The organism is Streptomyces sp. NPDC051136 (assembly GCF_044455745.1).
In the GTDB taxonomy this organism is placed as follows: Bacteria; Actinomycetota; Actinomycetes; order Streptomycetales; family Streptomycetaceae; genus Streptomyces.
On sequence record NZ_JBITFE010000007.1, the window covers coordinates 180,074 to 206,630 of the forward strand.

28 protein-coding genes are annotated in these 26,557 nt (G+C 72.8%); 14 read left to right on the plus strand and 14 right to left on the minus strand.

Annotation, left to right across the window (positions count from 1 at the left end):
• Positions 1-54 precede the first annotated feature (54 nt).
• Both ACIBCJ_RS21365 and ACIBCJ_RS21370 read left to right on the plus strand, forming a co-directional pair.
• A complete protein-coding gene (locus tag ACIBCJ_RS21365; protein WP_365980770.1) occupies positions 55-1,062 on the plus strand; it encodes a hypothetical protein in 1,008 nt (335 codons plus the stop codon).
• A gap of 34 nt (positions 1,063-1,096) precedes the next feature.
• A complete protein-coding gene (locus tag ACIBCJ_RS21370; RefSeq protein WP_362101591.1) occupies positions 1,097-1,759 on the plus strand; it encodes a haloacid dehalogenase-like hydrolase in 663 nt (220 codons plus the stop codon).
• Here ACIBCJ_RS21370 and ACIBCJ_RS21375 read toward each other — a convergent pair.
• Complete coding sequence (locus tag ACIBCJ_RS21375) at positions 1,708-1,986, minus strand: hypothetical protein (RefSeq protein ID WP_365980769.1); 279 nt, start codon at positions 1,984-1,986, stop codon at positions 1,708-1,710. The two genes, ACIBCJ_RS21370 and ACIBCJ_RS21375, sit on opposite strands and share 52 nt — an antisense overlap.
• A gap of 176 nt (positions 1,987-2,162) precedes the next feature.
• On the opposite strand from ACIBCJ_RS21375, the gene ACIBCJ_RS21380 reads away from it, so the two are divergent.
• Positions 2,163-2,546, plus strand: coding sequence for a cold-shock protein (locus ACIBCJ_RS21380; protein ID WP_003974650.1), 384 nt, complete (start codon positions 2,163-2,165; stop codon positions 2,544-2,546).
• A gap of 19 nt (positions 2,547-2,565) precedes the next feature.
• Here ACIBCJ_RS21380 and ACIBCJ_RS21385 read toward each other — a convergent pair whose 3' ends face one another.
• Genes ACIBCJ_RS21385 through ACIBCJ_RS21400 form a run of 4 tightly spaced genes read right to left on the minus strand, consistent with a single transcriptional unit; the run spans position 2,566 to position 6,082 of the window.
• The gene (locus ACIBCJ_RS21385; protein WP_362101583.1) at positions 2,566-3,414 is read right to left on the minus strand and encodes a 1,4-dihydroxy-6-naphthoate synthase; all 849 of its coding nucleotides are present in this window, start codon (positions 3,412-3,414) and stop codon (positions 2,566-2,568) included.
• Entirely contained in the window at positions 3,404-4,111 is a 708-nt protein-coding gene (locus tag ACIBCJ_RS21390; RefSeq protein ID WP_362101580.1) for a futalosine hydrolase, read from the minus strand. Before ACIBCJ_RS21390 ends, ACIBCJ_RS21385 begins: the two co-directional genes overlap by 11 nt.
• Positions 4,112-4,122: 11 nt before the next feature.
• A complete protein-coding gene (locus ACIBCJ_RS21395) occupies positions 4,123-4,632 on the minus strand; it encodes a DUF2771 domain-containing protein (protein ID WP_362101577.1) in 510 nt (169 codons plus the stop codon).
• A gap of 58 nt (positions 4,633-4,690) precedes the next feature.
• Positions 4,691-6,082 carry an MFS transporter gene (locus ACIBCJ_RS21400; RefSeq protein ID WP_362101574.1) on the minus strand — a complete coding sequence of 464 codons (1,392 nt, stop codon included), beginning with the start codon at positions 6,080-6,082 and terminating at the stop codon, positions 4,691-4,693.
• A 343-nt stretch (positions 6,083-6,425) separates the two neighbouring features.
• On the opposite strand from ACIBCJ_RS21400, the gene ACIBCJ_RS21405 reads away from it, so the two are divergent.
• The 3 genes from ACIBCJ_RS21405 to ACIBCJ_RS21415 all read left to right on the plus strand — a co-directional run bounded on the left by ACIBCJ_RS21405 (position 6,426) and on the right by ACIBCJ_RS21415 (position 11,765).
• Complete coding sequence (locus tag ACIBCJ_RS21405) at positions 6,426-7,352, plus strand: DUF3027 domain-containing protein (protein ID WP_133888930.1); 927 nt, start codon at positions 6,426-6,428, stop codon at positions 7,350-7,352.
• Between the two features lie 368 nt (positions 7,353-7,720).
• A complete protein-coding gene (locus ACIBCJ_RS21410) occupies positions 7,721-10,849 on the plus strand; it encodes a sacsin N-terminal ATP-binding-like domain-containing protein (protein WP_365980768.1) in 3,129 nt (1,042 codons plus the stop codon).
• A gap of 157 nt (positions 10,850-11,006) precedes the next feature.
• Positions 11,007-11,765, plus strand: coding sequence for a calcium-binding protein (locus ACIBCJ_RS21415; RefSeq protein WP_365980767.1), 759 nt, complete (start codon positions 11,007-11,009; stop codon positions 11,763-11,765).
• Positions 11,766-11,769: 4 nt separating this feature from the next.
• Here the strand turns inward: ACIBCJ_RS21415 and ACIBCJ_RS21420 are convergent, their stop codons facing one another.
• Together ACIBCJ_RS21420 and ACIBCJ_RS21425 are read right to left on the minus strand one after the other, a co-directional pair.
• Positions 11,770-14,169: an HAD-IC family P-type ATPase gene (locus tag ACIBCJ_RS21420; RefSeq protein WP_362101566.1), complete on the minus strand. Its 2,400-nt coding sequence runs from the start codon at positions 14,167-14,169 to the stop codon at positions 11,770-11,772.
• 111 nt (positions 14,170-14,280) lie between these two features.
• Positions 14,281-14,568 (minus strand): DUF2530 domain-containing protein, encoded by a 288-nt coding sequence (locus ACIBCJ_RS21425; RefSeq protein WP_365980766.1) that lies wholly within the window; start codon positions 14,566-14,568, stop codon positions 14,281-14,283.
• A gap of 203 nt (positions 14,569-14,771) precedes the next feature.
• Here ACIBCJ_RS21425 and ACIBCJ_RS21430 point away from each other — a divergent pair, with 203 nt between their 5' ends.
• Positions 14,772-16,229, plus strand: coding sequence for an NCS2 family permease (locus ACIBCJ_RS21430; protein ID WP_133888935.1), 1,458 nt, complete (start codon positions 14,772-14,774; stop codon positions 16,227-16,229).
• A 24-nt stretch (positions 16,230-16,253) separates the two neighbouring features.
• Here ACIBCJ_RS21430 and ACIBCJ_RS21435 read toward each other — a convergent pair whose 3' ends face one another.
• Positions 16,254-16,436, minus strand: coding sequence for a ribbon-helix-helix protein, CopG family (locus ACIBCJ_RS21435; RefSeq protein WP_362101560.1), 183 nt, complete (start codon positions 16,434-16,436; stop codon positions 16,254-16,256).
• A gap of 156 nt (positions 16,437-16,592) precedes the next feature.
• On the opposite strand from ACIBCJ_RS21435, the gene ACIBCJ_RS21440 reads away from it, so the two are divergent.
• Positions 16,593-17,030, plus strand: a complete 438-nt coding sequence (locus ACIBCJ_RS21440; protein WP_133888937.1) for a MarR family winged helix-turn-helix transcriptional regulator — start codon at positions 16,593-16,595, stop codon at positions 17,028-17,030.
• A gap of 27 nt (positions 17,031-17,057) precedes the next feature.
• On the plus strand, positions 17,058-18,425 hold the full coding sequence (locus ACIBCJ_RS21445; protein ID WP_365980765.1) for an MFS transporter: 1,368 nt from the start codon (positions 17,058-17,060) through the stop codon (positions 18,423-18,425).
• A gap of 18 nt (positions 18,426-18,443) precedes the next feature.
• Here ACIBCJ_RS21445 and ACIBCJ_RS21450 read toward each other — a convergent pair whose 3' ends face one another.
• Positions 18,444-18,566 carry a hypothetical protein gene (locus tag ACIBCJ_RS21450; protein WP_362502349.1) on the minus strand — a complete coding sequence of 41 codons (123 nt, stop codon included), beginning with the start codon at positions 18,564-18,566 and terminating at the stop codon, positions 18,444-18,446.
• Here ACIBCJ_RS21450 and thpR point away from each other — a divergent pair.
• Positions 18,565-19,137 (plus strand): RNA 2',3'-cyclic phosphodiesterase, encoded by a 573-nt coding sequence (gene thpR / locus ACIBCJ_RS21455; RefSeq protein ID WP_362502352.1) that lies wholly within the window; start codon positions 18,565-18,567, stop codon positions 19,135-19,137. The genes ACIBCJ_RS21450 and thpR overlap by 2 nt on opposite strands.
• Before the next feature lie 139 nt (positions 19,138-19,276).
• Here thpR and ACIBCJ_RS21460 read toward each other — a convergent pair whose 3' ends face one another.
• Positions 19,277-20,269: an aldo/keto reductase gene (locus tag ACIBCJ_RS21460; RefSeq protein ID WP_362101552.1), complete on the minus strand. Its 993-nt coding sequence runs from the start codon at positions 20,267-20,269 to the stop codon at positions 19,277-19,279.
• Between the two features lie 150 nt (positions 20,270-20,419).
• Positions 20,420-21,100, minus strand: coding sequence for a GDSL-type esterase/lipase family protein (locus ACIBCJ_RS21465; protein ID WP_365980764.1), 681 nt, complete (start codon positions 21,098-21,100; stop codon positions 20,420-20,422).
• A 100-nt stretch (positions 21,101-21,200) separates the two neighbouring features.
• On the opposite strand from ACIBCJ_RS21465, the gene ACIBCJ_RS21470 reads away from it, so the two are divergent.
• Complete coding sequence (locus tag ACIBCJ_RS21470) at positions 21,201-22,190, plus strand: WD40 repeat domain-containing protein (RefSeq protein WP_365980763.1); 990 nt, start codon at positions 21,201-21,203, stop codon at positions 22,188-22,190.
• Here ACIBCJ_RS21470 and ACIBCJ_RS21475 read toward each other — a convergent pair.
• Complete coding sequence (locus ACIBCJ_RS21475) at positions 22,164-22,991, minus strand: TetR/AcrR family transcriptional regulator (protein ID WP_365980762.1); 828 nt, start codon at positions 22,989-22,991, stop codon at positions 22,164-22,166. The genes ACIBCJ_RS21470 and ACIBCJ_RS21475 overlap by 27 nt on opposite strands.
• A gap of 101 nt (positions 22,992-23,092) precedes the next feature.
• Here ACIBCJ_RS21475 and ACIBCJ_RS21480 point away from each other — a divergent pair, with 101 nt between their 5' ends.
• A complete protein-coding gene (locus tag ACIBCJ_RS21480; protein ID WP_365980761.1) occupies positions 23,093-24,064 on the plus strand; it encodes an ATP-binding cassette domain-containing protein in 972 nt (323 codons plus the stop codon).
• The gene (locus ACIBCJ_RS21485) at positions 24,061-24,885 is read left to right on the plus strand and encodes an ABC transporter permease (protein WP_362502364.1); all 825 of its coding nucleotides are present in this window, start codon (positions 24,061-24,063) and stop codon (positions 24,883-24,885) included. The genes ACIBCJ_RS21480 and ACIBCJ_RS21485 overlap by 4 nt, the downstream gene beginning before the upstream one ends.
• Here the strand turns inward: ACIBCJ_RS21485 and ACIBCJ_RS21490 are convergent.
• Complete coding sequence (locus tag ACIBCJ_RS21490; RefSeq protein ID WP_399283066.1) at positions 24,830-25,000, minus strand: MerR family DNA-binding transcriptional regulator; 171 nt, start codon at positions 24,998-25,000, stop codon at positions 24,830-24,832. The genes ACIBCJ_RS21485 and ACIBCJ_RS21490 overlap by 56 nt on opposite strands.
• On the opposite strand from ACIBCJ_RS21490, the gene ACIBCJ_RS21495 reads away from it, so the two are divergent.
• Positions 24,942-25,364: a hypothetical protein gene (locus ACIBCJ_RS21495; RefSeq protein WP_365980856.1), complete on the plus strand. Its 423-nt coding sequence runs from the start codon at positions 24,942-24,944 to the stop codon at positions 25,362-25,364. The two genes, ACIBCJ_RS21490 and ACIBCJ_RS21495, sit on opposite strands and share 59 nt — an antisense overlap.
• A 71-nt stretch (positions 25,365-25,435) precedes the next feature.
• Here the strand turns inward: ACIBCJ_RS21495 and serC are convergent, their stop codons facing one another.
• Positions 25,436-26,554 carry a phosphoserine transaminase gene (gene serC, locus ACIBCJ_RS21500; RefSeq protein WP_362101534.1) on the minus strand — a complete coding sequence of 373 codons (1,119 nt, stop codon included), beginning with the start codon at positions 26,552-26,554 and terminating at the stop codon, positions 25,436-25,438.
• Between the last annotated feature and the right edge of the window lie 3 nt (positions 26,555-26,557).

Genomic DNA, 26,557 nt, shown 5'->3' on the forward strand with positions numbered 1-26,557 from the left:
GACGGGCTACGAGGGCTACGACGGGTACCGCAACGCACCGCCCCGGAGGGGAACGTGGGGATCGAGAGCGATCAGGTCGTCTTCGAGTATCTGAGCCGCGTCGGCGACGTGGCCCAGCAGCGGCAGCTGCCGTCGGCCACCCGCATGCGGCTGGTGTCGGAACTGCGCAACGAGATCGACCGCCACCGCGCGCGGACCGCCGTGGACAGCCCCGCCGCCGTCCGCCGCATCCTGGACCGGCTGGGCGACCCCGACGACGTCGTCACCGCGGCGGGCGGCACCGGCGGCGCGAGCGACCGGGCGCCCGCGCCCACGGCGGTGCCCGAACAACGGGACCCCGGGCCCCGCGACGCCGAGCGGGGCAAGGGCCGGCGGCACCCCGCACCCGAACCCCCGGCCGGTCCTCCGGCCGCCTCCCCGCCCCACCTCGCGAGCGCGGCCGAGCTGGGGAGCGGGAGCGGGCGCCAACCCGACTGGTGGCGCGTCGACGACGGCCCCTTCGCCGGCTCGGTCCTCGGCGACAGCGTGCCCGGGTTCGTCGGCGGCGTCGAGATCCCGGAGCTGCTCAGGCGCCCGCCGAAACCGCAGGACGGGGCGGAGGGGAAGCCCGCCGCAGACGGGCAGACGCCCGGGCCCGCCGCTGCGGCGGAGGCCGGCGACCCGGCGGCCGGGCCCGCGGTGAAGACCAGGACCCGCCGCCTGCGCCGCCTGTGGCCCGAGGGCGGCTGGAACAATCCCCTGCTGCTGCTCGCCGCGGCCCTCCTGGTCGCCGGCGCCGTGTTCGGCAGCCTCGTCCCGCTGGGCCTGGGCTGGCTGATCGCCTACCTCTCGCGCCGGCTCACCCCGGCCCAGTCGAAGTGGGCCGTCCTCGGCCTGCCCGGCACGGTCGCCGCCGCCGGGGCCGTCTGGCTGTGGGGCCGTACCGAGGGCCGCTGGGGCGACCCGGTCGCCGAGGGCCGGCTGAACGAGGCCGTCGCCGACACCTGGCCCTGGGTCCTGCGCACCGCCGCCGTGGCCACCGCCCTGTACCTGCTGTGGCGAGCCCGCCGCCCCCGCGGCTGACCCGGTCCGCCGGGGGACCGGCACAATGGGGGCCATGTCCTCCACGCCCCGCCCCGCGCCCACCGTCGGTTTCGACCTCGACATGACGCTGATCGACTCGCGGCCCGGCATCCGCGCCTGCTACCTGGAGCTGAGCGCGCGCACGGGGACGTACGTCGACGCCGACCTGGCCGTCACCCGGCTCGGCCCGCCGCTCGCCGACGAGCTGGCCCACTGGTTCCCGGCCGGCGAGATCGAGGCCGTCGCCGACCTGTACCGGGAGATGTACCCGGCGTACGCGATCGAGCCGACGCTCGCGCTGCCCGGCGCCCGCGAGGCCGTCGCCGCCGTCCGCGCGGCCGGCGGGCGGGCCGTCGTCGTCACGGCGAAGTACGAGCCGAACGCCAAGCTGCACCTGGCGCACCTCGGCATCGAGCCGGACGCCGTGATCGGCGGCCTGTGGGCCGAGCAGAAGGCCGTCGCCCTGCGCGAGCACGACGCGGACGTCTACGTCGGCGACCACGTCGGCGACGTACGCGGAGCCCGCGCCGCCGGGGCCCGCTCGGTCGCCGTGGCCAGCGGCCCGTGCGACGCCGAGGAGCTGCGCGCCGCCGGCGCCGACGTGGTCCTCGCCGACCTCACCGCCTTCCCGCGGTGGCTGGCGGCCTACCGGGACGGCGAGGGCGACACCGAGGGCCTCGACGCGGCACGCGCCTGACGCCGCCCGGCGGCGATCGACCGGAGCACCCCGGCACCGGCGACCAGGAAGCCCACGGCCATCAGCATGCTCAGTCCGAACATGTAGGTGGGAAAGGGCGACGTGCCCAGCAGCAGCGGGGCCACCGTGACCAGAGTGGCGACGGCGCCGACGAAGAAGACGATCGCCCCGGCGCGGATCAACTGGTCACCGGGCGCGGCGGAATTCGTTTGGGTTTGTTCACGCACCCGACCAGGGTAGTTCCCAGGCCTGAGGAACGACCGGGGGACGTCTTGTCACCGGCCTCCACGCCATTAGCCTTGGTACCGGCGGGTCCGGACGATCCGCCCAAGTGCTGTCAAAAGCCGTTTTTCGAGCAGGTTTCCGAGCAGTTTTCCGACGAGTACGAGGACGAGGACAGACGGTGCCCACCGGCAAGGTCAAGTGGTTCAACAGTGAGAAGGGCTTCGGCTTTCTCTCCCGCGACGACGGCGGTGACGTCTTCGTCCATTCCTCGGTCCTCCCCGCCGGAGTCGAGAGCCTGAAGCCGGGGCAGCGCGTCGAGTTCGGAGTCGTCGCCGGGCAGCGCGGGGACCAGGCCCTCTCGCTGGCCCTGCTCGACCCGGCCCCCTCGGTCGCGGCCGCGCAGCGCAAGAAGCCGGACGAGCTGGCCTCCATCGTGCAGGACCTGACGACCCTCCTGGAGAACATCACGCCGATGCTGGAGCGCGGCCGCTACCCCGAGAAGACGGCCGGCAAGAAGATCGCCGGGCTGCTCCGCGCGGTCGCCGACCAGCTCGACGTCTGATCCTCCCGCCCCGCTCGTCCTACGGGAACGCCAGCGCGTCCGGGCCGAGGGCCGGTACCAGTCCCTCGGCCGCCGCGCGGGTCAGCAGGCCCCGGATCGCCGCGTAGCCGTCCTCGCCGAGGTCGGCGGTGAACTCGTTGACGTACAGCCCGATGTGCTGGTCGGCGACGGCCGGGTCCATCTCCTGGGCGTGCTCCATGACGTACGGGCGGGAGGCCTCCGGGTCGTCCCAGGCCGCGCGGACGGACGTCCGGACGGCCTCGGCCAGGCGGGTCAGCGTCTCCTCGCCCAGGGACCGCCTGGCGATGATCGCGCCGAGCGGGATCGGCAGCCCGGTGGTCCGCTCCCAGTGCTCACCCATGTCGGCGAGCTTGTGCAGCCCGTAGTTCCGGTAGGTGAAGCGTGCCTCGTGGATCACGAGTCCCGCGTCGACCTTCCCGTCCCGCACGGCCGGCATGATCTCGTGGAAGGGCATGACCACGATCTCGCCGACCCCCCCGGGCACCGTGTCCGCCGCCCAGAGGCGGAACAGCAGGTAGGCGGTCGACGTTTCGCTCGGCACCGCCACCGTGCGCCCGCGCAGGTCGGCGTCCGCCTCCCGGGTCAGCACCAGCGGCCCGCAGCCCCGCCCGAGCGCGCCGCCGCAGGGCAGCAGGGCCCAGTCGTCCAGGACGTACGGCAGGACGGCGTACGACACCTTCAGCACGTCGAACTCGCCGCGTTCGGCCATGCCGTTGGTGATGTCGATGTCCGCGAAGGTCACGTCGAGGGCGGGGGCGTCCGGGACGCGGCCGTGCGCCAGGGCGTCGAAGACGAAGGTGTCGTTCGGGCAGGGGGAGTACGCGATCCGCAAAGTGTCAGCGCTCATGTGGGTTCCAACTCGTGAGGACGGGGGCGAGCTTCCCGAAGGCGTCCGTCAGGGCCGCGAGTGCCTCGCCGATGCGCCAGGCGGCGCGGTCGCGCGGGCCGACCGGGTTGGAGACCGCGCGCAGTTCCAGCACCGGCACGCCGTGCGCGGCGGCGGCCTCGGCGACGCCGAAGCCCTCCATGGCCTCGGCGAGGGCGTTCGGGTGGCGTTCGCGCAGCAGCGCGGCGCGCCGGGCGGTGCCGGTGACCGTGGATCCGGTCAGGACGGTGCCGGGGCGGGCGCCGGTCGCGGCGGCGACGGCGGCGACGAGGCCGGCCGGCGGGTGGTGGGTGACGGTGCCGAAGCCGAGGTCGGTGACCGGGAGGAAGCCGTCGGCGGTCTCGGCGCCCAGGTCGGCCGCGGTGACGGCGTCGGCGACGACGAGCGAGCCGACGGGCGCGTGCGGGGCGAAGCCGCCGCCGATGCCGGCCGAGACGACCAGGTCGTAGGGCGTACCGCCGAGGGCCGCGGCGGTCAGGGCGGCGGCGGTGGAGGCGGCGGCGAGGGCCGGGCCGACTCCGGCGGCCAGCAGGTCCCAGCCCTCCGGCAGCCGGTGCAGGACGACCCCGGGGAGGGGCACCCGAGCGCCCGGGGCGGGGAAGGCCCGGGCCACCGCGTCCCGTTCGGCGGGGACCGCGGTGGCCACGAGGAGGCGCACGGGGGACGTGGTCAGTCCTTCTTGAGCTTGAAGACCCACACGCCGGTGATCTTCTGGCTCTCGTCCTTGCCGTCCCGGGCGGCGACGGCGACGTTCGTCGAGTTGCCCTGGGCGCCGTACTGCGCGTTGAAGAACACGCTGCCCGGCACGGTGCGGTAGGTCTTGTCGCTGTCCTCGACCAGCTGCTGACCGTTCATCAGGATGGTCCAGTGCTTGTCGGCGATGTCGGGGTCGACGCCGAAGCGCACGGTCTCGTCCTGGTCGACGGTGATGGACTTCGCGTCCTTGTCCTGCAGGCACTTGTCGATCTCGTCGGCCGAGAGGGTCTTGCCCTCTCCTCCGCAGGTGGCCTCGGAGCTGACCGAGTCACTGCCGACCGTGATCGTCGAGATCGGGGTCGGCTCGTCACAGGCGGACAGCAGGAGCAGTCCGGCGGACACGGCGCCTGCGGCGGCGACGGCGCGGCGGCGGCGCACAACGCGGTGTCCGAGAGCGGCGGTGCCGCGGGGCAACGTGGTCATGGCGGAAGGCTATACGGCGGCCCTGCCGCGCCCCCCACCTGGGTACGGCGTGGCGTGGTCACGCCACCCTCGGCCGGGTCCTTCCCCCGTGCCGGGCCGAGTCGAGCAGCCCCCGTACGGTCGTCAGCCACCCGGCGGCGATGATCGCGGCGGCCACCGAGAGGCCCAGCGTGCCGTTGAGCGGCAGCACGATGCCGACGGCGCCGCCGAGCACCCAGGAGACCTGGAGCAGCGTCTCCGAGCGGGCGAACGCCGACGTGCGCACCTGCTCCGGCACGTCCCGCTGGATCAGCGCGTCCAGGCACAGCTTGGCCAGCGCCTGCGCGAATCCGGCGACCGCCGCCAGGCACGCCACCAGGAAGGCGCTGAAGAACACCGCGGTGACCGTCGCCGTGCCCACCACGACCGCGACCACCGTCACGATGATGATCTCCGGCGCCCGGGACCGCAGCCACGCGCCGACGGCCGTGCCCAGCGCGTTGCCCGCGCCGGCCGCGACGCCGACGATACCCAGCGACACCGCCGCGCTCTGGCCGGTCAGCGGGTGCACCCGCAGCAGGAAGGCCAGGAAGAAGATCAGGAAGCCGGTCAGGCAGCGGATGCCGGCGTTGGCGGCCAGCGCGTGCGTCACCGCCGGGCCCACGGTGCGCAGCCCGGGGCGCCTGCCCCGCTTGCGCAGCGGCCCCGGCAGGTGCTCCTCGTCCGCCGCGAGCAGCGCCCGGTCCTCGCCGCGCGCGGAGTCCACCTTCCGGGGCAGCGTGAACGACAGCACGGTGCCCGCCACGAAGATCACGAAAGCTCCGTACAGCGGCCATCGCGGTCCCACCTGCTGGAGTCCCGCGCCGATCGGCGCGGCGACGCCGGTGGCCAGCAGTCCGCACAGCGTGACCCGCGAGTTCGCCTTCACCAGGGAGATGCGGGGCGGCAGCAGCCGCGGCACCACCGCGCTCCTGACCACGCCGTACGCCTTGGAGGCGACCAGCACGCCCAGCGCGGCCGGGTACAGCTCGATCCCGCCGGTGGCGACCGCCCCCGACAGCACCAGCGCGAGCAGCGCCCGGACGCCCATCGCGCACGCCATCGCCGCGCGGCGGCCGTGCGGCAGCCGGTCCAGGAGCGGGCCGATCACCGGCGCGAGGAGGGTGAACGGCGCCATGGTGATGGCGAGGTACAGGGCGACCCGGCCGCGCGCCTCGTCGGTGGGGACGGAGAAGAAGACGGTGGAGGCGAGCGCGACGGTGATCATGACGTCGCCCGCGCCGTTCACCCCGTGCAGTTCGATCAGCTTGCCGAGGCCCGACTCGCCCGCGCCGTGCGCGTGGGTCGCCCGGCGGATGCCGCGCGCGGTGCCGGTCACCGGCAGGCGCAACGCCCGGCCGACCGCACGGAACCGGGAGCCGGGGCCGCGCCCACGGCTCCCGCGCTTGAACTCCGTCCGTGCGGCTGCCACCCCGTCATAGTGCCCCGTTCACGGCGGCTGTAGCGTCGATACGGCACGTATGGCGGTGATCGAGTCGGGTGACACGGACGCCGGCACGGCGCGGATCGCCGGACCGTTGTCCGCCGAAACTCCCGTCGGTGTAGGCCCAGGGCACATGAGCAGGTAGCGTGCGTAGCGCGCCGTGGCGAACGTTCTCGGCCGCGCGCCGTACGGCCATCCCGCAGAATGGATGACGTAGGTGCGCCCGAGCGCGACTGGGCGCGGACGTCGACGCGGTCCACAGGTCCGCTCCGTCCGCCTCTCGCAGGAAGCGGTGCACTCGTGAGACGGCGTATGGAGAGAAGCGATACCTGTGAGCGCAGCGACAACGCGAAGCCGCACCCCTGACCGCCTGTGCGCCGAGGCCGTCGACCTCGCCCGCGCCGCAGCCGAGGAGGTCGCCGCCCCCGGCATCGTCGGCGAGCACGAGGGCATGGTGTCGGAGGGCGACCGGGTCGTCACCCACTACTTCGCCTGCAAGGAGATGGGATACCGGGGCTGGCGCTGGGCCGTGACGGTGGCCCGGGCCTCCCGCGCCAAGATCGTCACGGTGGACGAGGCGGTGCTGCTGCCCGGCCCCGACGCGCTGCTGGCTCCCGAGTGGGTGCCGTGGAGCGAGCGGCTGCGCCCCGGCGACATGGGCCCGGGCGACCTGCTGCCCACCGACGCGGAGGACCTGCGTCTGGAGCCCGGCTGGACCGGCGAGGACGAGCCGCCGCCGAACTCCGTGGTCTCGCACGAGATGGCCGACCTGGTCGAGGCCGAGGACGCCGAGGTCACCGCCGGGCCGCCCGCGGAGCTGTCGGCCGTTCCGGCCCGCGGCACCATCTCGGCGGTCGCCGAGGAACTGGGCCTGCGCCGCACCCGGGTGCTGTCCCGGTACGGCCTGCACGTCGCGGCCGACCGCTGGGAGGAGGGCTACGGCCCGAAGACCGCGATGGCCCAGGCGGCCCCCGCCTCCTGTGTCAGCTGCGGGTTCCTCGCCCGCATCGGCGGTTCGCTCGGGCAGGCCTTCGGAGTGTGCGCCAACGAGTTCTCCCCGGCCGACGGCCACGTCGTGTCGCTGGCCTACGGCTGCGGCGGGCACTCCGAGGCGGCCGTCATGCCGAAGCCGCCGCGGGTGGCTCCGCCGGTGATCGACGAGACGCGGGTGGATCCGTTCCCGCTGCGGCCGGCCGCGGACTCGGGGTCCGTGCCGGTGGGGGAGGACCAGGACTCGGCGGAGCTGGGGCACTCGTAAGGGGCGGGGGCGTCCCTCGGTGGGGCGGCTCGGGTGCGGGTGCGTTCTCCCGTGCGGGTGTGTTCTCCGGTGCGGGTGCGTGGTGGCTCGCGTCCCGGGGGCTGTGCCCCCGGACCCCCCTTCGGCCTTGACGGCCTCGTCCTCAAACGCCGGACGGGCTGGACGATGCCGGCCGGGACTGCAGGGGCGCCGTCGGGCCTCGGCGGGCTCGTCCTCAAACGCCGGACGGGTTGGATGATGCCGGCCGGGGTTGCCGGGTCGCCGTCGGGCCTCGGTGGGCTCGTTCGCGGACACCGGTGCGCGATCGGCGTTCCGTCGGGTGAGGGCCGGGGCGGTACCTTCGTGGTCCGTCGATGAGGAGAGTCACCGTGAGCATGTTCGTACGGCCTGCCGCCGAGGGTGCCGATCCGTTCGGTACGGCACGTCTGCGGCGCGGGGTGCTGGACGCCTGGGCGACGAGCCCGGCCCGGTTCCGTGAGGACGCCAACGCGGAGGAGGACCTCGTCCTCGGCGGTTACCGCGACCGGCTGGTCGTCGAGCTCGCGCAGAACGCCGCGGACGCCGCCGCGCGCTCCGGCGTGCCGGGACGGCTCCGGCTCACCCTGCGCGACGGTGTCCTCGTCGCCGCCAACACCGGCGCCCCGCTGGACGCGAGCGGCGTCGAGTCGCTGTCCACGCTGCGCGCCTCCGCCAAGCGGGACGCGGCACCCGGCTCGGTCGGCCGGTTCGGGGTCGGCTTCGCCGCCGTGCTGGCCGTCACCGACGAGCCCGCCGTCGTCGGCCGGCACGGCGGGGTGCGCTGGTCGCTCGCCGAGGCCCGCGACCTGGCCGCCGACACCGCCCGGCACAGTCCCGGCCTCGGGGACGAGATCCGGCGGCGCGACGGCCACGTCCCGCTGCTGCGGCTGCCGTTCCCCGCCGAGGGCAGCGCCCCCGCCCCCTACGACACGGCCGTCATCCTGCCGCTGCGCGACACGGCCGCCGCCGACCTCGCCGAACGGCTCCTGCGCGCCGTGGACGACGCCCTGCTCCTCGCCCTGCCGGGCCTGGCGGAGGTCGTGGTCGAGGCCGGGGACGAGGTCCGCACCCTCACCCGCCGCGACGAGGACGCGCTGACCGTCGTGGAGGACTCCCGACAGGGCGTCACCCGGTGGCGCACCGCCGCCGCGCACGGCCCGCTCACCCCCGACCTCCTCGCCGACCGGCCGGTGGAGGAGCGGCTGCGCCCCCACTGGTCCGTGACCTGGGCGGTGCCCGTCGACGCCGACGGCGCCCCCGCACGCCCCGGCACCAGCCCCGTGGTCCACGCGCCCACGCCCAGCGACGAGCCGCTCGGGGTGCCCGCGCTGCTCATCGCGTCCTTCCCGCTGGACGCCACCCGCCGGCACGCCGCGCCGGGACCGCTGACGGACTTTCTCACGGAGCGGGCCGCCGACGCCTACGCCGGGCTGCTCGCCGACTGGCGGCCGGTCTCCGCCGGCCTCATCGACCTGGTGCCCGGCGCGCTGGGCCGGGGTGAACTGGACGGTGCGCTGCGGCAGGCGATCCTCGCCCGGCTCCCCCGAACCTCCTTCCTGCCGCCCGCCCTTCCCTCCGGCGGTCAGGACGCGGAGGACGACCTCCCGGAGTCGCTGCGGCCCCGCGACGCCGAGGTGGTGGAGGGCGCGGGCGCCGACACCGTGCGGGTGCTCGCCGAGGTGCTGCCGACCCTGCTGCCCGCCGGTCTCGAACGCCGCGCCGAGCTGCGCACGCTGGGCGTGGCGCGGGTGCCGCTGACCGACGCCGTCGACCGGCTGGCGGGTCTGGAGAAGGCACCCGCCTGGTGGCGCGGCCTCTACGACAGCCTCGCCGGGGTCGACCCCGACCGGCTGTCCGGGCTGCCGGTGCCCCTCGCGGACGGCCGGACGACCATCGGTCCCCGGCAGGTGCTGCTGCCCTCCCCGCAGGCCGCCTCCCTCGACCCGGAGGTCCTGACCCGCCTCGGCCTGAAGGTCGCCCACCCGGACGCCACCCACCCGCTGCTCGAGAAGCTCGGCGCCCTCCCGGCCACCGCGCGCGCCGTGCTGACCACCCCGCAGGTCCGGGCCGCCGTCGCCGCCTCCCTGGACGACGAGGGCGGCGTCGACTGGGAGGAGGACGCCCTCGACGCCGAGGAACTGGCCGACACCGTCCTCGCATTGGTCCGCGACGCCGGACTCGAACCCGGCGACGAGCCCTGGCTGGGCGCCCTCGCCCTGCCCGACGAGGACGGCGAACTCTCCCCGGCGAGCGAACTGGTCTTCCCCGACGGTCCCTTCGCCCGGGTCATGCGCGAGGACGAACTCGCCGCCGTGGACGCCGAACTCGCCGAGAAGTGGGGCCCCGAGCCGCTGGCCGCCTGCGGCGTCCTCGTCACCTTCGCCCTGGTCCGCGCCACCGACGTCGTCCTGGATCCCGACGAACTGGAGCCCCGCGAGGGCGACTTCGCCGAGCCCGACGACGCCGGACTGCTGGACGCCGTGGACGTGTGGAGCGAGGACGTCCTCGACCGCTTCCCGGACAGCCCCGTCCCGCCGGTCGCCACCGAGATCGTCGCCGTGCGCGACCTGGACCTCGTGGACGACGCGCACTGGCCTCAGGCCATCGCCCTGCTGTCCCGGCCGCCGCTGCGCGACGCGCTGATCCAGCCGGTGCGGGTCCTGCTGCACGACGGCACCCACGAGGTCGTACGGCCGTACACCGCGTGGTGGCTGCGCGGGAACCCGGTGCTGGGCGGCCGCCGCCCGGCCGGACTGCGCGCCGCGGGCGGCGACCCGCTGCTGCGGGGCCTGTACGACGAGGCCGACGCGACCGGCTTCGAGGACGAGCAGGTCCTGCGGGCGCTGGGCGTGCGCACCTCCGTCGCCGCCCTCCTCGACGAGCCCGGTGGCGCGGCCGAACTCCTGGACCGCCTTGCCGACCCCGGCCGCCCGGTCACCGCCGCCCAACTGCACGCCCTGTACGGCGCGCTGGCCGAACTGGACCCGGACCAGGTCACCCTGCCGGACGAGGTACGGGCCGTGGTCGACGGCGAGGTGCGCGTGGTGGACGCCGCCGACGCGGTCGTGGTCGACTCGCCCGACCTGCTGCCCTTCACGTCCGGCGTGCCGCTGCTACCGGTCCGCCCGGCCCGGGCCGCAGAACTGGCGGAGCTGTTCCAGGTGCGGCGGCTGAGCGAGTCGGTCACCGGCCGCGTGGACTCCGAGGGCACCGAGCACGACGTACCGGAGCCGGTGCGCACGCTGCTCGGGACGCGGACCCCGGCGTCCTACGTGGAGCACGAGGAACTGGTCGTCGACGGTGTGGAGATCGACTGGCGGCTGACGGACGACGGCGCGCTGCACGCGGCGACCCTGGAGGGCGTGGCCGCGGGCCTGGCCTGGGCGGCCGGCCAGTGGCCGCGCCGCTTCGAGGTCGCGGCGCTGCTGGAGGACGAGTCCCGCACGGAGGAACTGGCCCGGGACCGCTGGTTCGACTGAACCGACCGAATGTGAAGGTGTGCACACATTTTCTTCACGTGACGTACAACCATCGCGCCGCGCCGTGGATCTATGAGGCGAGTCAGCAGACTCACGACCCTCCGGGTCCCGACGCGGTGACGACCGCCGGGACCCCTTGTCCTGACGTGGGGAACACATGCGCACACGAGTCCTGGCGGCAGCCGCCACCGGTGCCCTCGCCCTGACCGCCCTCGCCGTCCCGGCCGCGCAGGCCGACGGCGGAAGCGGCGACACACGGATCACCAAGGTCGTCGTCGACGGCGACAACAAGGTGTCCATCGGCACCGGCAGTGCCAAGACCTTCTCGGTCAGCGTGACGGCCACCGACAACTCCGGCATCCTGGGCGCCGACTCCTTCGACCTGAAGGGCCCGGGCTACGGATACGAGTCGACGGGCAAGCCGACCTGCAAGAAGGCCGGCGCGACCACCTCCACCTGCACGGCCTCGGTGAAGATCGACCCGCGCACGGACTACCTCGGCAACGCCATGGCCGGCACCTGGTACGTCGGCGTCTGGATCGACGCCAAGGACGGCGACTACCTCTGGAAGGACAAGGCCGGGTCCTTCAAGTTCCAGCGCGGCAGCGCCGTGACGACCAACGCCGCGCCGGAGCCGGTGAAGAAGGGCAAGACCCTCACCGTCACCGGCAAGCTGTCCCGCGCCAACTGGGAGACCCTCAAGTACGGGGCGTACAGCGGCCAGTCGGTGCAGCTCCAATACCTCAAGAAGGGGGCCAAGGCGTACACCACGCTGAAGAGCGTCAAGAGCAGTTCGGCGGGCAAGCTGAGCACGACCGTCAAGGCGACCGCGGACGGCTACTACCGCTATGTGTTCGCCGGCAACTCGGCGTCCGGGGCGATCACCTCGGTCTCCGACTTCGTCGACGTCAAGTAGCCCACTAGGCGGGAAAGCGGCGGTCCACCCACCTCCACAGGAGTTCGAGTACGGCCGCCGCGGCCGCCGCGATGCCCACCGCGGCCCACGGCATCGTCACGCCCACCAGCTTCAGCGCGAAGAAGTCCTGGAGCCACGGCACCGCAAGCACCACCACGAAGGCCAGGCCCATCGCCGCGACCAGGAGCACCCGCCACCACGTGTACGGCCGGGCGATGATCGCCAGTACCCACATCGAGATCAGGAACAGCGTCAGCGTGGCCGCGCTGGTCTCCGCGTCCAGGGCGCCCGGTCCCGCGTAGTGGTGCCGGGCGAGGAGGTAGGTGGCGAACGTCGCCGCGCCCGCCACCACTCCGCCCGGGATCGCGTAGCGCATGACGCGCCGTACGAAGTGGGGCCTGGCCCGTTCCCTGTTCGGGGCGAGGGCGAGGAAGAAGGCGGGGACGCCGATGGTGAGCGTGGAGAGCAGGGTGAGGTGGCGGGGCAGGAACGGATACTCGACCTGCGAGCAGACCACGAGGATCGCGAGCAGCACCGAGTACACGGTCTTGACCAGGAACAGGGTCGCCACGCGGGTGATGTTGCCGATGACGCGGCGGCCCTCGGCCACCACCGACGGCAGCGTGGCGAAGCTGTTGTTCAGCAGCACGATCTGCGCGACCGCCCGGGTCGCCTCCGAGCCGGAGCCCATCGCCACGCCGATGTCGGCGTCCTTGAGGGCGAGGACGTCGTTGACGCCGTCGCCGGTCATCGCGACCGTGTGGCCGCGTGACTGCAGGGCGCCCACCATGTCCCGCTTCTGCTGCGGGGTGACCCGCCCGAACACGGTGCCCTCGTCGAGCGCGCCGGCCATCTCCTCCCGCCCGGCGGGCAGCCGGCGTGCGTCGACCGTCGCCCCGGACAGTCCGAGCTTGGCGGCCACCGCGCCGACCGACACCGCGTTGTCCCCGGAGATGACCTTGGCGCGGACGTCCTGGTCGGCGAAGTAGCGCAGGGTGTCGGCGGCGTCCGGACGCAGCCGCTGCTCCAGGACGACCAGGGCGGTGGGCGTCACGCCCTCGGCCACCCCGGGGTCGTCCAGGTCGCGGGCGGCGCGGGCCAGCAGCAGCACCCGCAGCCCCTGCTCGTTGAGCCGCCCGGTCTCCGCGAGGGCGGGGTCGTCCTCCGCCAGCAGCACGTCGGGTGCGCCGAGCAGCCACGTACTGGAGGTGCCGTCGGCCTCGGTGAAGGCGGCCCCGCTGTACTTGCGGGCCGAGGAGAAGGGCAGCGACCCGGTGCGGTGCCAGTCCTCGGGGGCCGGGTACGCGGCGACGACGGCCTGGAGGGAGGCGTTGGGGCGGGGGTCGGACCGGCCGAGGGCGCCCAGCACGGTGCGGACGCGCCGCTCGTCCGCGCCGTCGAGCGGGCGCAGGCCGGTGACGTCCATGCCGCCCTCGGTGAGGGTGCCGGTCTTGTCCAGGCAGACGGTGTCGACCCGGGCCAGGCCCTCGATGGCGGGCAGCTCCTGCACGAGGCACTGCTTGCGGCCGAGCCGGACGACGCCGATCGCGAAGGCGACGGAGGTGAGCAGGACCAGGCCCTCCGGGACCATGGGCACGATGCCGCCGACGGTACGGGCGATCGAGTCGTCCAGCTCGTTGTCCTTGGCGAGCAGCTGGCTGAGGACCAGGCCGATCGCCGTCGGGACCATCATCCACGTGACGTACTTGAGGATGGTCGAGATGCCGCTGCGCAGCTCGGACTGGACCAGGGTGAAGCGGGAGGCCTCCTCGGCGAGCTGCGCGGCGTACGCCTCGCGCCCCACCTTGGTCGCCCGGAAGGCGCCGCCGCCCGCGACCACGAAGCTGCCGGACATCACCTGGTCGCCGGGCTGCTTGACCACCGGGTCGGCCTCACCGGTCAGCAGCGACTCGTCGATCTCCAGCCCGTCCGCCTCGACGCACACCCCGTCCACGACGGCCCGGTCGCCGGGGCCGATCTCCAGGACGTCGTCCAGCACGATGCCGGACGTGGCGACCTCGGTGGGTCTGCCGTCCCGGCGCACCGTCGGGCGGACCTCGCCGATCACCGCAAGCGAGTCGAGGGTCTTCTTCGCCCGCCACTCCTGGACGATGCCGATGCCGGTGTTGGCGAGGATGACGAAGCCGAACAGGCTGTCCTGGATCGGCGCGACGAACAGCATGATGACCCAGAGCACGCCGATGATCGCGTTGAACCGGGTGAAGACGTTGGCGCGGACGATGTCGGCCAGGGAGCGGCTGCTGCGCACCGGCACGTCGTTGACCTGTCCGCGCGCGATCCGTTCGGCGACGCCGGCCGCCGTGAGCCCGGTCGCGGGCGAGGCGGTGTCCACGGCGTGCGCGGGGTGCGCGGGATCGCGTCTGTCCGCGTCGAGATGCGTCATGCATTCGACGGTACGTGCGGTTTTACGGCTTCACCCACCGAGTGCGGAGAAGATCCGACCTGAGTACGAGGCGTACCGGCGCGGTGTGCTGCCCAGGTACTACGGCTGGTGCTAGGCGGTGGGCCGGTCCGTCCGCGCGCCCTGCGGTCCCGGCGCGCCGGCGGCCCGCTTGAGGGCGGCGTCGCGGCCCCGGACGTACCAGATGCCGATCAGGCCGAGGCCGGCGCCGGCCAGGCAGGTCCACACCCACCAGGCGTGCCCCCGGTCGTCGAACCAGCCGTAGAAGGGCAGCTGCACCAGGAAGAGGACGAACCAGAGGATGGTGCCGCCGACGATGGTCGGAACCACGGGGCCCTCCAGGGGCTCCGGCGCCTCGTGCGTGGGTGTCCACTTCGTCATGCGTACAGCTTACGAGGAGCGCGCGAACGGGTTGACGGCGCGGCGCCACGCGGCGATGTCGCGGGTCTACGCGCGGAGATAGCGATCAGTGGCTCATACGTTCATACTGAACCCGTTTGTCTCTGACCGCTTTCATTCGTAGAAAACACCAACAGGAACACCGACAAGGCCGTGGGGGAACCTGTTGGTGCATGAGGTCCCGCATGTCCACCTCGGCCGCCGCCAAGGTCCCCCCGTCCCCCGAGTCGCCGGAAGACCGGCGGCCCCCGCAGAACGGTCTCGACCGTTACTTCAAGATCTCCGAGCGGGGCAGCACCCTGCCCCGTGAGATCCGCGGCGGTCTGGCCACCTTCTTCGCGATGGCCTACATCATCGTGCTGAACCCGATCATCCTGGGCAGCGCGAAGGACATGTACGGCCACCAGCTCGACAACGGCCAGCTGGTCACCGCGACCGCCCTGACGGCGGCGTTCACCACGCTGCTGATGGGCGTCATCGGCAACGTGCCGATCGCGCTCGCCGCCGGCCTCGGCGTGAACTCCGTCGTCGCCCTCCAGCTCGCCCCGCGCATGTCCTGGCCGGACGCCATGGGCATGGTGGTGCTGGCCGGTTTCGTGGTCATGCTGCTGGTCGCCACCGGTCTGCGGGAGCGCGTGATGAACGCCGTGCCCTACAGCCTGCGCAAGGCCATCGCGATCGGTATCGGCCTGTTCATCATGCTCATCGGGCTCGTCGACTCCGGCTTCATCACCCGGATGCCGGACGCCGCCCAGACCACCGTCCCGATCCAGCTCGGCACCGGCGGGCACCTGCACGGCTGGCCCGTCCTGGTCTTCGTCCTCGGCGTGCTGCTGACCCTCGCGCTGATCGTCCGCAAGACCCCGGGCGCGATCCTGATCTCGATCGTCGTGATGACGGTCCTCGCGATGATCATCAACGCCGTCACCGACATCCCGTCCTGGGGCCTGACCACCCCCGAGTGGCCCGGCAACCCCGTCGCCACCCCGGACTTCGGGCTGGTCGGCGACGTCAGCCTGTTCGGCGGCTTCGACAAGGTCGGTGTCCTGACCGGCGTGCTGTTCGTCTTCACCGTGCTGCTGTCGTGCTTCTTCGACGCGATGGGCACGATCATGGGCGTCAGCGACGAGGCGAAGCTGACCGACGGCCGGGGCCAGATGCCGGGCATGAACAAGGTCCTGTTCATCGACGGTGTCGCGGTCGCCGCGGGCGGTGCCAGCTCCGCCTCCGCCACCACCTGTTTCGTGGAGTCCACGGCCGGCGTCGGCGAGGGCGCCCGCACCGGCTTCGCCAACATCGTCACGGGCGCGCTGTTCGCGCTGGCGCTGTTCCTCACGCCGGTCGCCACCATGGTCCCGTCGCAGGCGGCGACCCCGGCGCTGATCGCGGTCGGCTTCCTGATCCTGGCCGGTTCGATCCGGGAGATCGACTGGTCCGACTTCACGATCGCCGTCCCGGCCTTCGTGACGATGCTGATGATGCCGTTCAGCTACTCGATCACCAACGGCATCGGCATGGGCTTCATCACCTTCTCGGTGCTGCGCCTGGCGGCCGGACGGGGCCGCGAGGTTCCGGTGGCGATGTACGTGGTGTCGGCGGTCTTCGCCTTCTACTACCTGATGCCGGCGCTGGGCCTGACCTGATCGGCCTGACCTGATCCTCCCGGGTCAGGGCACCCCGTAGAACCGTTCCGTCTCCTCCACGGCGGACTGGAACCGCTCGTCGAAGTCATCCCGAATGAGCGTCCGGACGACATAGTCCTGGACGCTCATTCCCCTTTTCGCCGCATGGTGCCGGAGCCGTTCGAGCAGCTCCCCGTCCATCCGCAGGCTGAGCACGCTGGTCCCCATGCCCCCGAGGGTCGCCCCCGCCCGCGGGGTGATGCGCTGATTTCCGGAAACGCCTCACTCGTACGGGTGAACTGCGTGTTTCAGTGGCGGGCGTCACGGGCAAGCGGGCGCCTGCGCGGTGGTATTTCGCGAGACTAATGAGTTACGCTAAGGAACATGCCGGACCTCAAGCATGGCGACGACGCCGCCGCCGTGAACTCCCTGCGCTCCGCCGTGATGCGGTTGTCCCGTCGACTGAAGCACCAGCGGGTCGACGAGTCGCTCAGCCCGACCGAGATGTCGGTGCTGGGCACCCTGGCCAACTGCGGCAGCGCGACCCCGGGCGAGCTCGCCCGCAAGGAACACGTGCAGCCGCCCTCGATGACCCGCATCGTGGCGCTGCTGGAGGCGAAGGGCCTGGTCCGGCTGGAGCCGCACCCCGAGGACCGGCGGCAGAAGGTCGTGACGCAGACCGAGCAGGCCGTGGTGATGCTCGAGGAGAGCCGCCGCAAGCGGAACGCGTTCCTGGCCACCCTGGTCGAGGGACTGGACGAGGACGAGTGGGCCAAACTGCGCGCCGCCGCCCCCGTGCTGGAGAAGCTCGCACACCGGTAAGCAGTTTTCGCGAGGAGGCGAACCCTTTTGAGTACGGGATCCGGAGCAGCTTCCGCCCCCGCACCTGACGGCCACGACGATCCGACCGCCCGCAACCCCGTGACACCCCGCAAGACGTCGATGTTCGCCTCCCTGAAGGTCAGGAACTACCGCCTGTTCTTCCTGGGCCAGGTCGTCTCCAACATCGGCACCTGGATGCAGCGCATCGCCCAGGACTGGCTGGTGCTCAGCCTCACCGGCTCCTCCGCCGCCGTCGGCATCACCACCGCCCTCCAGTTCCTGCCGATGCTGCTCTTCGGCCTGTACGGCGGCGTCCTCGTCGACCGGCTGCGCAAGCGGCCCACGCTGCTGGCCACCCAGTCCGCGATGGCCCTCACCGCGCTCGCCCTCGCCGTCCTCACCCTGAGCGGCCACGTCCAGGTCTGGCACGTCTACGTCGCCGCCTTCGCGATGGGTCTGGCCACCGTCATGGACAACCCGGCCCGGCAGTCCTTCGTCTCCGAGCTGGTCGGCCGGGACCAGCTGCAGAACGCGGTCAGCCTGAACTCGGCCAACTTCCAGTCCGCCCGCCTGGTCGGCCCCGCCGTCGCCGGACTGATGATCACCGGCGTGGGCACCGGCTGGGCGTTCCTCGCCAACGGCCTGTCCTTCGTCGCGCCGCTCAGCTGCCTGCTGCTCATGCGCGCCCGCGAGCTGCACACCGTGCAGCGCGCCCCGCGCGGCAAGGGCCAGCTGCGGGAGGGCCTGCACTACGTCGCCGGGCGCCCCGAGCTGATCTGGACCATCGTCCTGGTCGGGTTCATCGGCACCTTCGGCTTCAACTTCCCGGTCTTCCTGTCCGCCTTCGCCGACGACGTCTTCGACGCGGGCGCCGGGGCGTACAGCCTCTTCAACACCCTGATGGCCGTCGGCTCCCTCGCCGGCGCGCTGCTCGCCGCCCGGCGCGGCACCTCCCGGCTGCGCGTCCTGATCGCGGCGGCCCTCGGCTTCGGCGCCCTGGAGATCGTCTCGGCGACGGCGCCCGTGCTGTGGCTCTTCGCGCTGCTCATGGTCCCGATCGGCGTCTTCAGCATGACCGTCAACGTCACCGCCAACACCAGCATCCAGATGTCCACCGATCCGGCCATGCGGGGCCGGGTGATGGCCCTGTACATGATGGTCTTCCTCGGCGGCTCCCCGATCGGCGCGCCCGTCGTCGGCTGGGTCACCGACACCTACGGCGCCCGGGTCGGCTTCGCCGCGGGCGGCGCGGTCGCCGCCACCGCCGCCCTCGTCGTCGGCCTGGTCCTGGCCCGGGTCGGCAACCTGCGCCTGTCGGTCGGCTGGCACCGGGGGCACCCGCAGGTCCGGTTCGTGCCGAGGGAGCGGCAGGAGGCGCTGGCACCGGCGGCGTAGGCCGTCTCGGGCGCCCGGTCAGCCGTGCGGGAAGTCGTCGGTCCTGAGGGTGGGACCGACGACGGTGCCGGTCAGGTCGACGTCCTCGCCGAAGCGGAAGCCGACGGAGCCGGGGTCATCCCGGGCACACTGTGGCTCCATGAGACTGTTCGCCGCCGTGCTGCCCCCCGAGGACGTCACCGCCTCCCTCGCCGACGAGGTGGCCGCGCTGCGCGGGCTGCCCGGGGCGGACGGGCTGCGCTGGACCGGCCGCCCGGGGTGGCACTTCACGCTGGCCTTCTACGGAGAGGTCGACGACGAGGTCGTGCCCGGTCTGTCGGCCCGGCTGGAGCGGGCCGCGCACCGCACCGCCCCCTTCCCGCTGGCGCTGCGCGGCGGCGGCCGGTTCGGGCACGGGCGGGCGCTGTGGGCGGGGGCCGAGGGCGACCTGGCGACGCTGCGGCTGCTCGCGGACCGCGCGGAGTCGGCGGGGCGCAAGGCGGGCGCCGGGACGGGCGAGCACCGGCGCTACACGCCGCACCTGACGCTGGCCCGCAGCAGGCAGCCCTACGACGTGCGCCCCTTCGTCGAGGCGCTCGCCGGCTTCACCGGGCCCACCTGGACGGTGACGGACCTGGCGCTGGTCCGCAGCAACCTGCCCGGCTCCGGTGTGCCCGGCGAGCAGCCCCGCTACGAGGCGGTCGCCCGTCATCCGCTCGGCGCGGCCGGTTAGGCTCGGGGACGTGGACCCGAAGACCCGTAACCGGATCATGGCCGGTGTGCTCGTGCTGATGCTCGTGGTGGTGGCGGTGGCGGCGGCCCTCGGCTGATCAGCCCGCGGCCCGCCGCCCCCGCTCACCCCGCCGCCGCGCCTACCAGGCGAAGGCCTCCGGAGAGGGCCCCGGTCCCGGGAAGACCTCGTCGAGCCCGGCCAGCAGCTCGTCCGACAGCTCCAGCTCCACGGCCCGCAGCGCCGACGCGAGCTGCTCGGCGGTGCGCGGGCCCACGATCGGGCCGGTCACGCCGGGCCGGGTCAGCAGCCACGCCAGCGCGGCCTCGCCCGGTGCGACGCCGTGCTTGTCGAGCAGGTCCTCGTACGCCTGGATCTGCGCGCGCTTCGCGGGGTCGGCCAGGGTGTCGGCGGCCCGCCCCGAGGCCCGGCGCCCGCCCTGGACCTCCTTCTTGATGACCCCGCCCAGCAGCCCGCCGTGCAGCGGCGACCACGGGATGACGCCGAGCCCGTAGTCCTGCGCGGCCGGGATCACCTCCATCTCGGCGCGGCGCTCGGCCAGGTTGTACAGGCACTGCTCGCTGACCAGGCCGATGGTCCCGCCGCGCCGGGCGGCGGTCTCGTTGGCCTGCGCGATCTTGTACCCGGGGAAGTTCGAGGACCCGGCGTAGAGCACCTTGCCCTGCTGGACCAGGGTGTCGATCGCCTGCCAGATCTCGTCGAACCCGGTGTCGCGGTCGATGTGGTGGAACTGGTAGAGGTCGATGTGGTCGGTCCGCAGCCGCTTGAGGCTGGCGTCGACCGCACGCCGGATGTTCACGGCGGACAGCTTGTCGTGGTTGGGCCACGCCTCGCCGTCGGCGCCCATGTTGCCGTACACCTTGGTGGCGATGACGGTCTTGTCGCGCCGGTCGCCGCCCTTGGCGAACCAGTTGCCGATGATCTCCTCGGTACGGCCCTTGTTCTCGCCCCAGCCGTACACGTTGGCGGTGTCGAAGAAGTTGATACCGGCGTCCAGCGCCGCGTCCATGATCGCGTGACTGTCGGCCTCGTCGGTCTGCGGACCGAAGTTCATCGTCCCGAGGACGAGCCGGCTGACCTTGAGTCCTGTGCGTCCCAGCTGCGTGTACTCCATGGTCCCCAAGCCAACGACTTGGAGTGCGCTCCAGGCAAGCGGGTTCGCTCAGTCGCGGGGGAAGGCGTCGGTCCTGAGGATGAGGTCGAGGACGGTGCCGGTGAGGTCCAGGTCCTCCCCGAAGACGACCCTGGTCTCGGTCGAAAGGGGTTAGGGGTGAGCGGAGTACGCCCCGCCGAGCCCCCACTCCTCGTCCATCGCCGTCGCGAACGCCTCCGCGATCCGGTGCTCCCCGCTCTCGTTGGGATGCGTGCCGTCGTACGTGGCCGTGTGGAAGTCCCACGGCACCGGCGCCGGGACGAGCAGCAGCGGGGAGCGCGGGTCGTCCAGGTCGGCGAGCGTCTTGGCGAGGAGTTCGTTGAACCGGGTGACCTGCTCGGCGAAGGACGCGTCGGCCTCCACCCGGATGTTGTGGAGGACCGGCATCACGGCGACGCGGACGCGCGGGTTCGCCGACCGGGCCGCGGTCACGAAGGCGTGGACGTTGTCGGCGGTCTGTTCGGCGTTGGTGTAGAAGCCGAGGTCGATCAGGCCCAGCGAGACCAGGAGTACGTCCGCGCGGCAGGACCGCACCGCCTCGCCGATCAGCGGGGTCATGTGGTGCCAGCCCTCGCCCCAGCCGGCCAGGTGGGCGCGGGGGAAGTCGGGTTCGGCGTACGCGTACGAGGTGGGGGCGTCCGTGTCCTGGTCGTGGAGGGTCTCGCGCGGGCCGACGAAGGTGAAGGGACGGCCGTAGGAGTCGCGCAGGTGCTGCCAGAGCCGGTAGCGCCACGTGTGTTCGCCGGCGCTCCCGATCGTCATGGAGTCACCGACGAACATGAACCTGAGCATCCGCTCATCATGGACGATCAGCCTGGTCGACGCGATGTGAGCCCGACCACGCAGGGTGACCGCGGGCCTGAACGCCCGCGCGGGATGGCAGGCTTGGCGCATGCGCCGACCCTTCGCCCTCCTCGCCTCGGCCCTCCTCGTGGGGGCGTTCGCCGTGCCGGCCTCGGCGGCGGACGGGGCGGACGGGCCTGCCGGTAGCGACGGGTTCACCATCGAGGACCCGCGCATCACCGAGTCCAGCGGCCTCGCCGCCTCCCGTCTGCACCCCGGCGTCTACTGGACGCACAACGACCAGGACACCGGGCCGTACCTCTACGCCGTCGACGGCGCCACCGGCAGGACCGTGGCCCGCGTCGCGCTGTCCGGCGTCGGCACGCCCCGGGACGTCGAGGCGATCGGCATCGGGCCCGGCAACCGGATCTTCGTCGGCGACATCGGCGACAACGACGGCGTGAGCTGGCCGTACGTGTGGATCTACGAGCTGCCCGAGCCGACGGAGCTGAAGGACCAGACCGTCAAGGCGACCCAGTACGTGGTGAAGTACGCCGACGGTTCCCGCGACGCGGAGTCGATGCTGGTCCACCCGAAGACCGGCCGGGTCTACCTCATCGACAAGAACGAGGACGGCGGCCACCTGTACGAGGGCCCGGCGAAGCTCTCGTCCTCCGGCACCAACGTCTTCAGGCCCACCGTCCCCGTGGACCTGTGGGCGACGGACGCCGCCTTCTCCCCGGACGGCGAGCAGATCGCCGTGCGGGGCTACCTCGGGGGCATCTGGTACGGCTGGAACGGCGGGAAGATCCAGCGCCAGGGGCGGATCAGCGTGCCCCTGGGGCAGGGGGAGTCCGCCACCTACACCACCGACGGCAAGAAGCTGCTGCTCGGTATGGAGGGGGCCGGCAGCCCGGTGAAGGCCGAGGACGTGCCGGGTGCGGACGGGGGCTCGGGCGGGGGCGGCTCCCACGCGTCGGGCGGGGACTCCGACGGGGCGGACGGGCCGGACGGGGGCACGCTCAAGGTGGGCGCGGTAGGACTGCTCGTCGCGCTGCTCGCCCTGTTCGGGCTACGCCGGCTGTTCCGGCGCCGCTGATCCGGCGGGGCCGTCCGGGCTGCCGCCGGGGCCGTCGGGGGCGCCGGCCGCCCGGCGTGCGGTCACCAGCACCTCCAGCCCGTCGAGGATGCGCTGGAGCCCGAACTCGAAGTGGTCGAAGCCGGTGCCGAAGGCGTCCTCGGAGAGCGAGGACAGCACGGGGTAGCGCCCGCTGGCCATGGCCTTCTCCAGCACCGGCTGCTGGGCCTGCCAGAACTGCGCGTCCGTCAGCCCGGAACTGCGCTCGGCCTCCCGCTCGTACACCTGCGTGCGGGCGGCCCCGACGACGTATCCGTCGATCATGACGATCGCCGAGACCAGCTCGGGGTCGGTCAGGCCCATCGGCCTGATCCGGGCGAGCACCTTCTCCATGCCGTCCAGGGCGGAGGGGCCGAGGACCGGGCGGGACTGGTTGACCTCCAGCAGCCAGGTGTGGCGGCGGTAGAGGGCCAGCGTGGCGCGGCCGAGGGCCTGGAGCGCCGCCCGCCAGCCGCCGTCACCGAGGTCGGCGGGGTTCTCCGAGGGGCGCTGCACGCGGTCCAGCATCAGGTCGATCAGCTCGCCCTTGCCGGGGACGTAGCGGTAGAGGGACATGGTGCCGGTGCCCAGCTCGGCGGCGATCCGGCGCATCGAGACCGCGCCGAGCCCCTCGCGGTCCGCGACCTCGACGGCGGCCTCCACGATCCGTTCCAGCGTCAGGCCCGGCCTCGGGCCCCGGCTGGGGCGCCGGCCGGTGTCCCACAACAGTTCGAGGGTGCGGCCGATGTCGCCGCTGCCGCTGGTCTCCGTGCCGCTCGCCATGGGCTCAGTTTAAATCCGCACCGGAAAACTGAGTACGGTGTACGCGCAATCGGGTACGGTGTACTCAGTTGTGCGTCGGCAAGGGGGAGGGACCGGGACCCATGAGTGAGAGATACGCGGTGCGGGCCGAAGGCATGGAGAAGCGGTACGGCGACAAGCACGCGCTGGCCGGCTTCGACCTGACCGTCCGCGAGGGCACCGTGCACGGCCTGCTCGGGCCGAACGGTGCGGGCAAGACCACGGCCGTGCGCATCCTGTCCACGCTGGTCCGGCTGGACGGCGGACGGGCCGAGGTGGCGGGCCTCGACGTCGTCCGGCAGGCCCGGCAAGTGCGGGCGAGGATCGGTCTGACCGGCCAGTACGCGGCCGTGGACGAGGTGCTCACCGGCCGGCAGAACCTGGAGATGTTCGGGCGCCTGTTCCACCTGGGCGGCAAGCGGGCCCGGGTCCGGGCGGCCGAGCTGCTGGAGAGGTTCGACCTGGCCGACGCCGCCGACCGCGGGGTGGGCAAGTACAGCGGCGGCATGCGGCGGCGCCTCGACCTCGCCGCGTCGATGATCCTCGCGCCGGCCGTCCTGTTCCTGGACGAGCCGACCACCGGCCTCGATCCGCGCAGCCGCGGCGAGGTCTGGGAGGCGGTCCGCGCACTGGTGGCGGACGGCACGACGGTGCTGCTCACCACGCAGTACCTGGAGGAGGCCGACAAGCTCGCCTCCCGCATCACCGTCATCGACCGGGGCCGGGCCATCGCCGACGACACCCCGAACGGGCTGAAGGACCTGGTGGGCGGCGACCGCATCGAGGTCGTGGTCGCCGACCGGGCCGGGATCCCGAGGGTGGTGAAGACCGTGGCCCGGGTCTGCGAGGGCGAACCCGAGGCGGACGAGGAGGCGTTGCGCGTGCACGCCCCGGTCACCGACCGGGTGGCGGCGCTGACGGAGGTGGCCCGCACCCTCCAGGACGAGGGCGTCGCCGTGGAGGACATCGGCCTGCGCCGGCCGAGCCTCGACGACGTGTTCCTGCGCCTGACCGGACACCGTACGACTGCCGTGAAGGAGGCGGTGGCGGCATGAGCGCCCTCGACCCGGCCACGGCCGCGCCCGAGCGCGGGCGGCTGCACTGGCTGCTCGCCGACTGCGCCAACCTCGTCCGCCGCGGCCTGCTCCACTACCGGCGCCAGCCCGTCAACATCGCCTGGCAGCTGGGCTTCCCCATCCTGTCCGTCCTCCTCTACGGCTACGTCTTCGGCAGCGCGATGACGGTGCCGGGCGGCGGGGACTACAAGGACTTCCTGATGCCGGGCATGTTCGCGATGACGATGGCCTTCGGCTTCATCAACACCGCGACCGTCGTGGTCTACGACTCCACCAAGGGCGTCATCGACCGGTTCCGCTCCATGCCGATGGCCTCCTCCGCGGTGGTGGCCGGGCGGGGGATCACCGACCTGCTGGTCGCCTGCGCCGAGCTGGCCATCATGATGCTGACGGCGATGGCCATGGGCTGGCGCCCGGACGGCGGCTGGGGGTTCCTGGCCGCGTTCGGACTGCTGCTGTGGCTGCGGTTCGCGCTCATCTGGATCGGCGTGTGGCTGGGCCTGCTGGTCCCCAACCCGGAGGCGGCGGGCGGCCTGTTCGCCGTGGCCTTCCCGCTGACGATGATCTCCAGCATCTTCGTCGCCCCGCAGCTCATGCCCGACTGGCTGGGCTGGGTGGCCGCGTGGAACCCCATCTCCTCCACGGCGGCCGCCGCCCGCGACCTGTTCGGCACGCCGGTCGGCGGCGGCGACTCGTGGGTCGAACAGCACGCGCTGCTGATGGCGGGCGTGTGGCCGGTGGTCCTCACGGCGGTCTTCCTGCCGCTGGCGGTGCGAAGGTTCCAGCGACTGAGCCGCTAGGACCGCCGGGGACGGCCGGGCCCGGGGGCAAAGCAGGCACACGGTGGCCGCTCGGCGTGCGCTCGGGCGACACCACGCCCAAGGCATCCCAGTGCCGCAGTACCCGCACCGACACCCCGGACGCCAGCGCCAGTTCACCTGGCCGTCTTTCCGCGCTCGCCCACGTCAAGGACCCGGCGCTGACGATCGTCGAAATCGGTCTGGGTGAGGGCCCGGGCCGTGACTACTGGAGGCATCTGATGGCCACTTACACCCCGAACTTCCCGGGCAGCAACACGATCGTCGAAGAGTCCTGGCGCGAAGGACGTGCCACGGGTCAGGCCGAGGACATTCTGCATATCCTCGAGGTGCGGGGCGTCGAGGTCCCCGGCTCCGTCCGGGAGCGGGTCACCGGCTGCACCGACCTCGATGTGCTGGGCTCCTGGCTCGACCGCTCCCTGGGCGTGACGCGGGCCGAGGAGCTGTTCGGCGACGAGTAGGGCATCCGCATGTGCGAAGGGCGCCCGGCGGATTGTCCGTCGGGCGCCCTTCGTCGTCGTACCCCTGGTGGCTACAGCTTCTCGATCACGTAGTCGATGCACTGCGTCAGGGCCTCGACGTCCGCCGGGTCGATCGCCGGGAACATCGCGACGCGCAGCTGGTTGCGGCCGAGCTTGCGGTACGGCTCGGTGTCGACGACGCCGTTGGCGCGCAGCACCTTGGCGACGGCCGCGGCGTCGATGTCGTCGGCGAAGTCGATCGTGCCGATGACCTGCGAGCGCTTGGCCGGGTCGGAGACGAACGGGGTGGCGTACTTGGACTCGTCGGCCCACGTGTACAGGCGGGACGAGGAGTCCTTGGTGCGGGCGGTGGTGAAGTCCAGGCCGCCCTGGCCGTTCATCCAGTCCAGCTGCTCGCCGAGCAGGAAGAGCGTGGCGAGGGCCGGGGTGTTGTACGTCTGGTTCTTGCGGGAGTTGTCGATCGCGGTCGGCAGCGAGAAGAACTCCGGGACGTGGCGGCCGGACGCGTGGATCCGCTCGGCGCGCTCGATCGCGGCCGGGGAGAACACGCCGATCCACAGGCCGCCGTCGGAGGCGAAGGACTTCTGCGGGGCGAAGTAGTAGACGTCGGTCTCGGCGACGTCGACCGGCAGGCCGCCCGCGCCGGACGTCGCGTCGACCAGCACGAGGGCGCCCTCGTCCGCACCGGCCACGCGCTTGATCGGCATGGCGACACCGGTGGACGTCTCGTTGTGCGTGAGGCCGTACACGTCCACGCCGGCCTCGGCGCGCGCCTCGGGGTGGGTGCCCGGGTCGGAGGAGACCACGGTCGGCTCGTCCAGCCAGGGGGCGAGCTTCGCGGCCTTGGCGAACTTGGAGGAGAACTCGCCGAAGCTCAGGTGCTGCGACTTGTTCTCGATCAGGCCGTGCGTCGCGACGTCCCAGAACGCGGTGGAGCCACCGTTGCCGAGGATCACCTCGTAGCCGTCCGGGAGCCGGAACAGGTCGCGGATGCCCTCGCGGACCTTGCCGACCAGGTTCTTCACGGGCGCCTGGCGGTGGGAGGTGCCGAGCAGGGACGTACCGGTGGCGGCCAGGGCGTCCAGCGCCTCCACCCGCACCTTGGAGGGACCCGCGCCGAATCGACCGTCCGCGGGCTTGATGTCAGCAGGAATCTGGATCTCAGCCACGTG

What these genes read in the sequence shown, in the direction of transcription:
- ACIBCJ_RS21370 (WP_362101591.1), top strand. Translation starts at nt 1,097, where the DNA reads ATGTCCTCCACGCCCCGCCCCGCGCCCACCGTCGGTTTCGACCTCGAC.
- ACIBCJ_RS21385 (WP_362101583.1), bottom strand. Translation starts at nt 3,414, where the DNA reads ATGAGCGCTGACACTTTGCGGATCGCGTACTCCCCCTGCCCGAACGAC.
- ACIBCJ_RS21395 (WP_362101577.1), bottom strand. Translation starts at nt 4,632, where the DNA reads ATGACCACGTTGCCCCGCGGCACCGCCGCTCTCGGACACCGCGTTGTG.
- ACIBCJ_RS21415 (WP_365980767.1), top strand. Translation starts at nt 11,007, where the DNA reads ATGCGCACACGAGTCCTGGCGGCAGCCGCCACCGGTGCCCTCGCCCTG.
- ACIBCJ_RS21420 (WP_362101566.1), bottom strand. Translation starts at nt 14,169, where the DNA reads ATGACGCATCTCGACGCGGACAGACGCGATCCCGCGCACCCCGCGCAC.
- ACIBCJ_RS21425 (WP_365980766.1), bottom strand. Translation starts at nt 14,568, where the DNA reads ATGACGAAGTGGACACCCACGCACGAGGCGCCGGAGCCCCTGGAGGGC.
- ACIBCJ_RS21430 (WP_133888935.1), top strand. Translation starts at nt 14,772, where the DNA reads ATGTCCACCTCGGCCGCCGCCAAGGTCCCCCCGTCCCCCGAGTCGCCG.
- ACIBCJ_RS21435 (WP_362101560.1), bottom strand. Translation starts at nt 16,436, where the DNA reads ATGGGGACCAGCGTGCTCAGCCTGCGGATGGACGGGGAGCTGCTCGAA.
- ACIBCJ_RS21440 (WP_133888937.1), top strand. Translation starts at nt 16,593, where the DNA reads ATGCCGGACCTCAAGCATGGCGACGACGCCGCCGCCGTGAACTCCCTG.
- thpR (WP_362502352.1), top strand. Translation starts at nt 18,565, where the DNA reads ATGAGACTGTTCGCCGCCGTGCTGCCCCCCGAGGACGTCACCGCCTCC.
- ACIBCJ_RS21450 (WP_362502349.1), bottom strand. Translation starts at nt 18,566, where the DNA reads ATGGAGCCACAGTGTGCCCGGGATGACCCCGGCTCCGTCGGCTTCCGC.
- ACIBCJ_RS21460 (WP_362101552.1), bottom strand. Translation starts at nt 20,269, where the DNA reads ATGGAGTACACGCAGCTGGGACGCACAGGACTCAAGGTCAGCCGGCTC.
- ACIBCJ_RS21465 (WP_365980764.1), bottom strand. Translation starts at nt 21,100, where the DNA reads ATGCTCAGGTTCATGTTCGTCGGTGACTCCATGACGATCGGGAGCGCC.
- ACIBCJ_RS21470 (WP_365980763.1), top strand. Translation starts at nt 21,201, where the DNA reads ATGCGCCGACCCTTCGCCCTCCTCGCCTCGGCCCTCCTCGTGGGGGCG.
- ACIBCJ_RS21475 (WP_365980762.1), bottom strand. Translation starts at nt 22,991, where the DNA reads ATGGCGAGCGGCACGGAGACCAGCGGCAGCGGCGACATCGGCCGCACC.
- ACIBCJ_RS21480 (WP_365980761.1), top strand. Translation starts at nt 23,093, where the DNA reads ATGAGTGAGAGATACGCGGTGCGGGCCGAAGGCATGGAGAAGCGGTAC.
- ACIBCJ_RS21485 (WP_362502364.1), top strand. Translation starts at nt 24,061, where the DNA reads ATGAGCGCCCTCGACCCGGCCACGGCCGCGCCCGAGCGCGGGCGGCTG.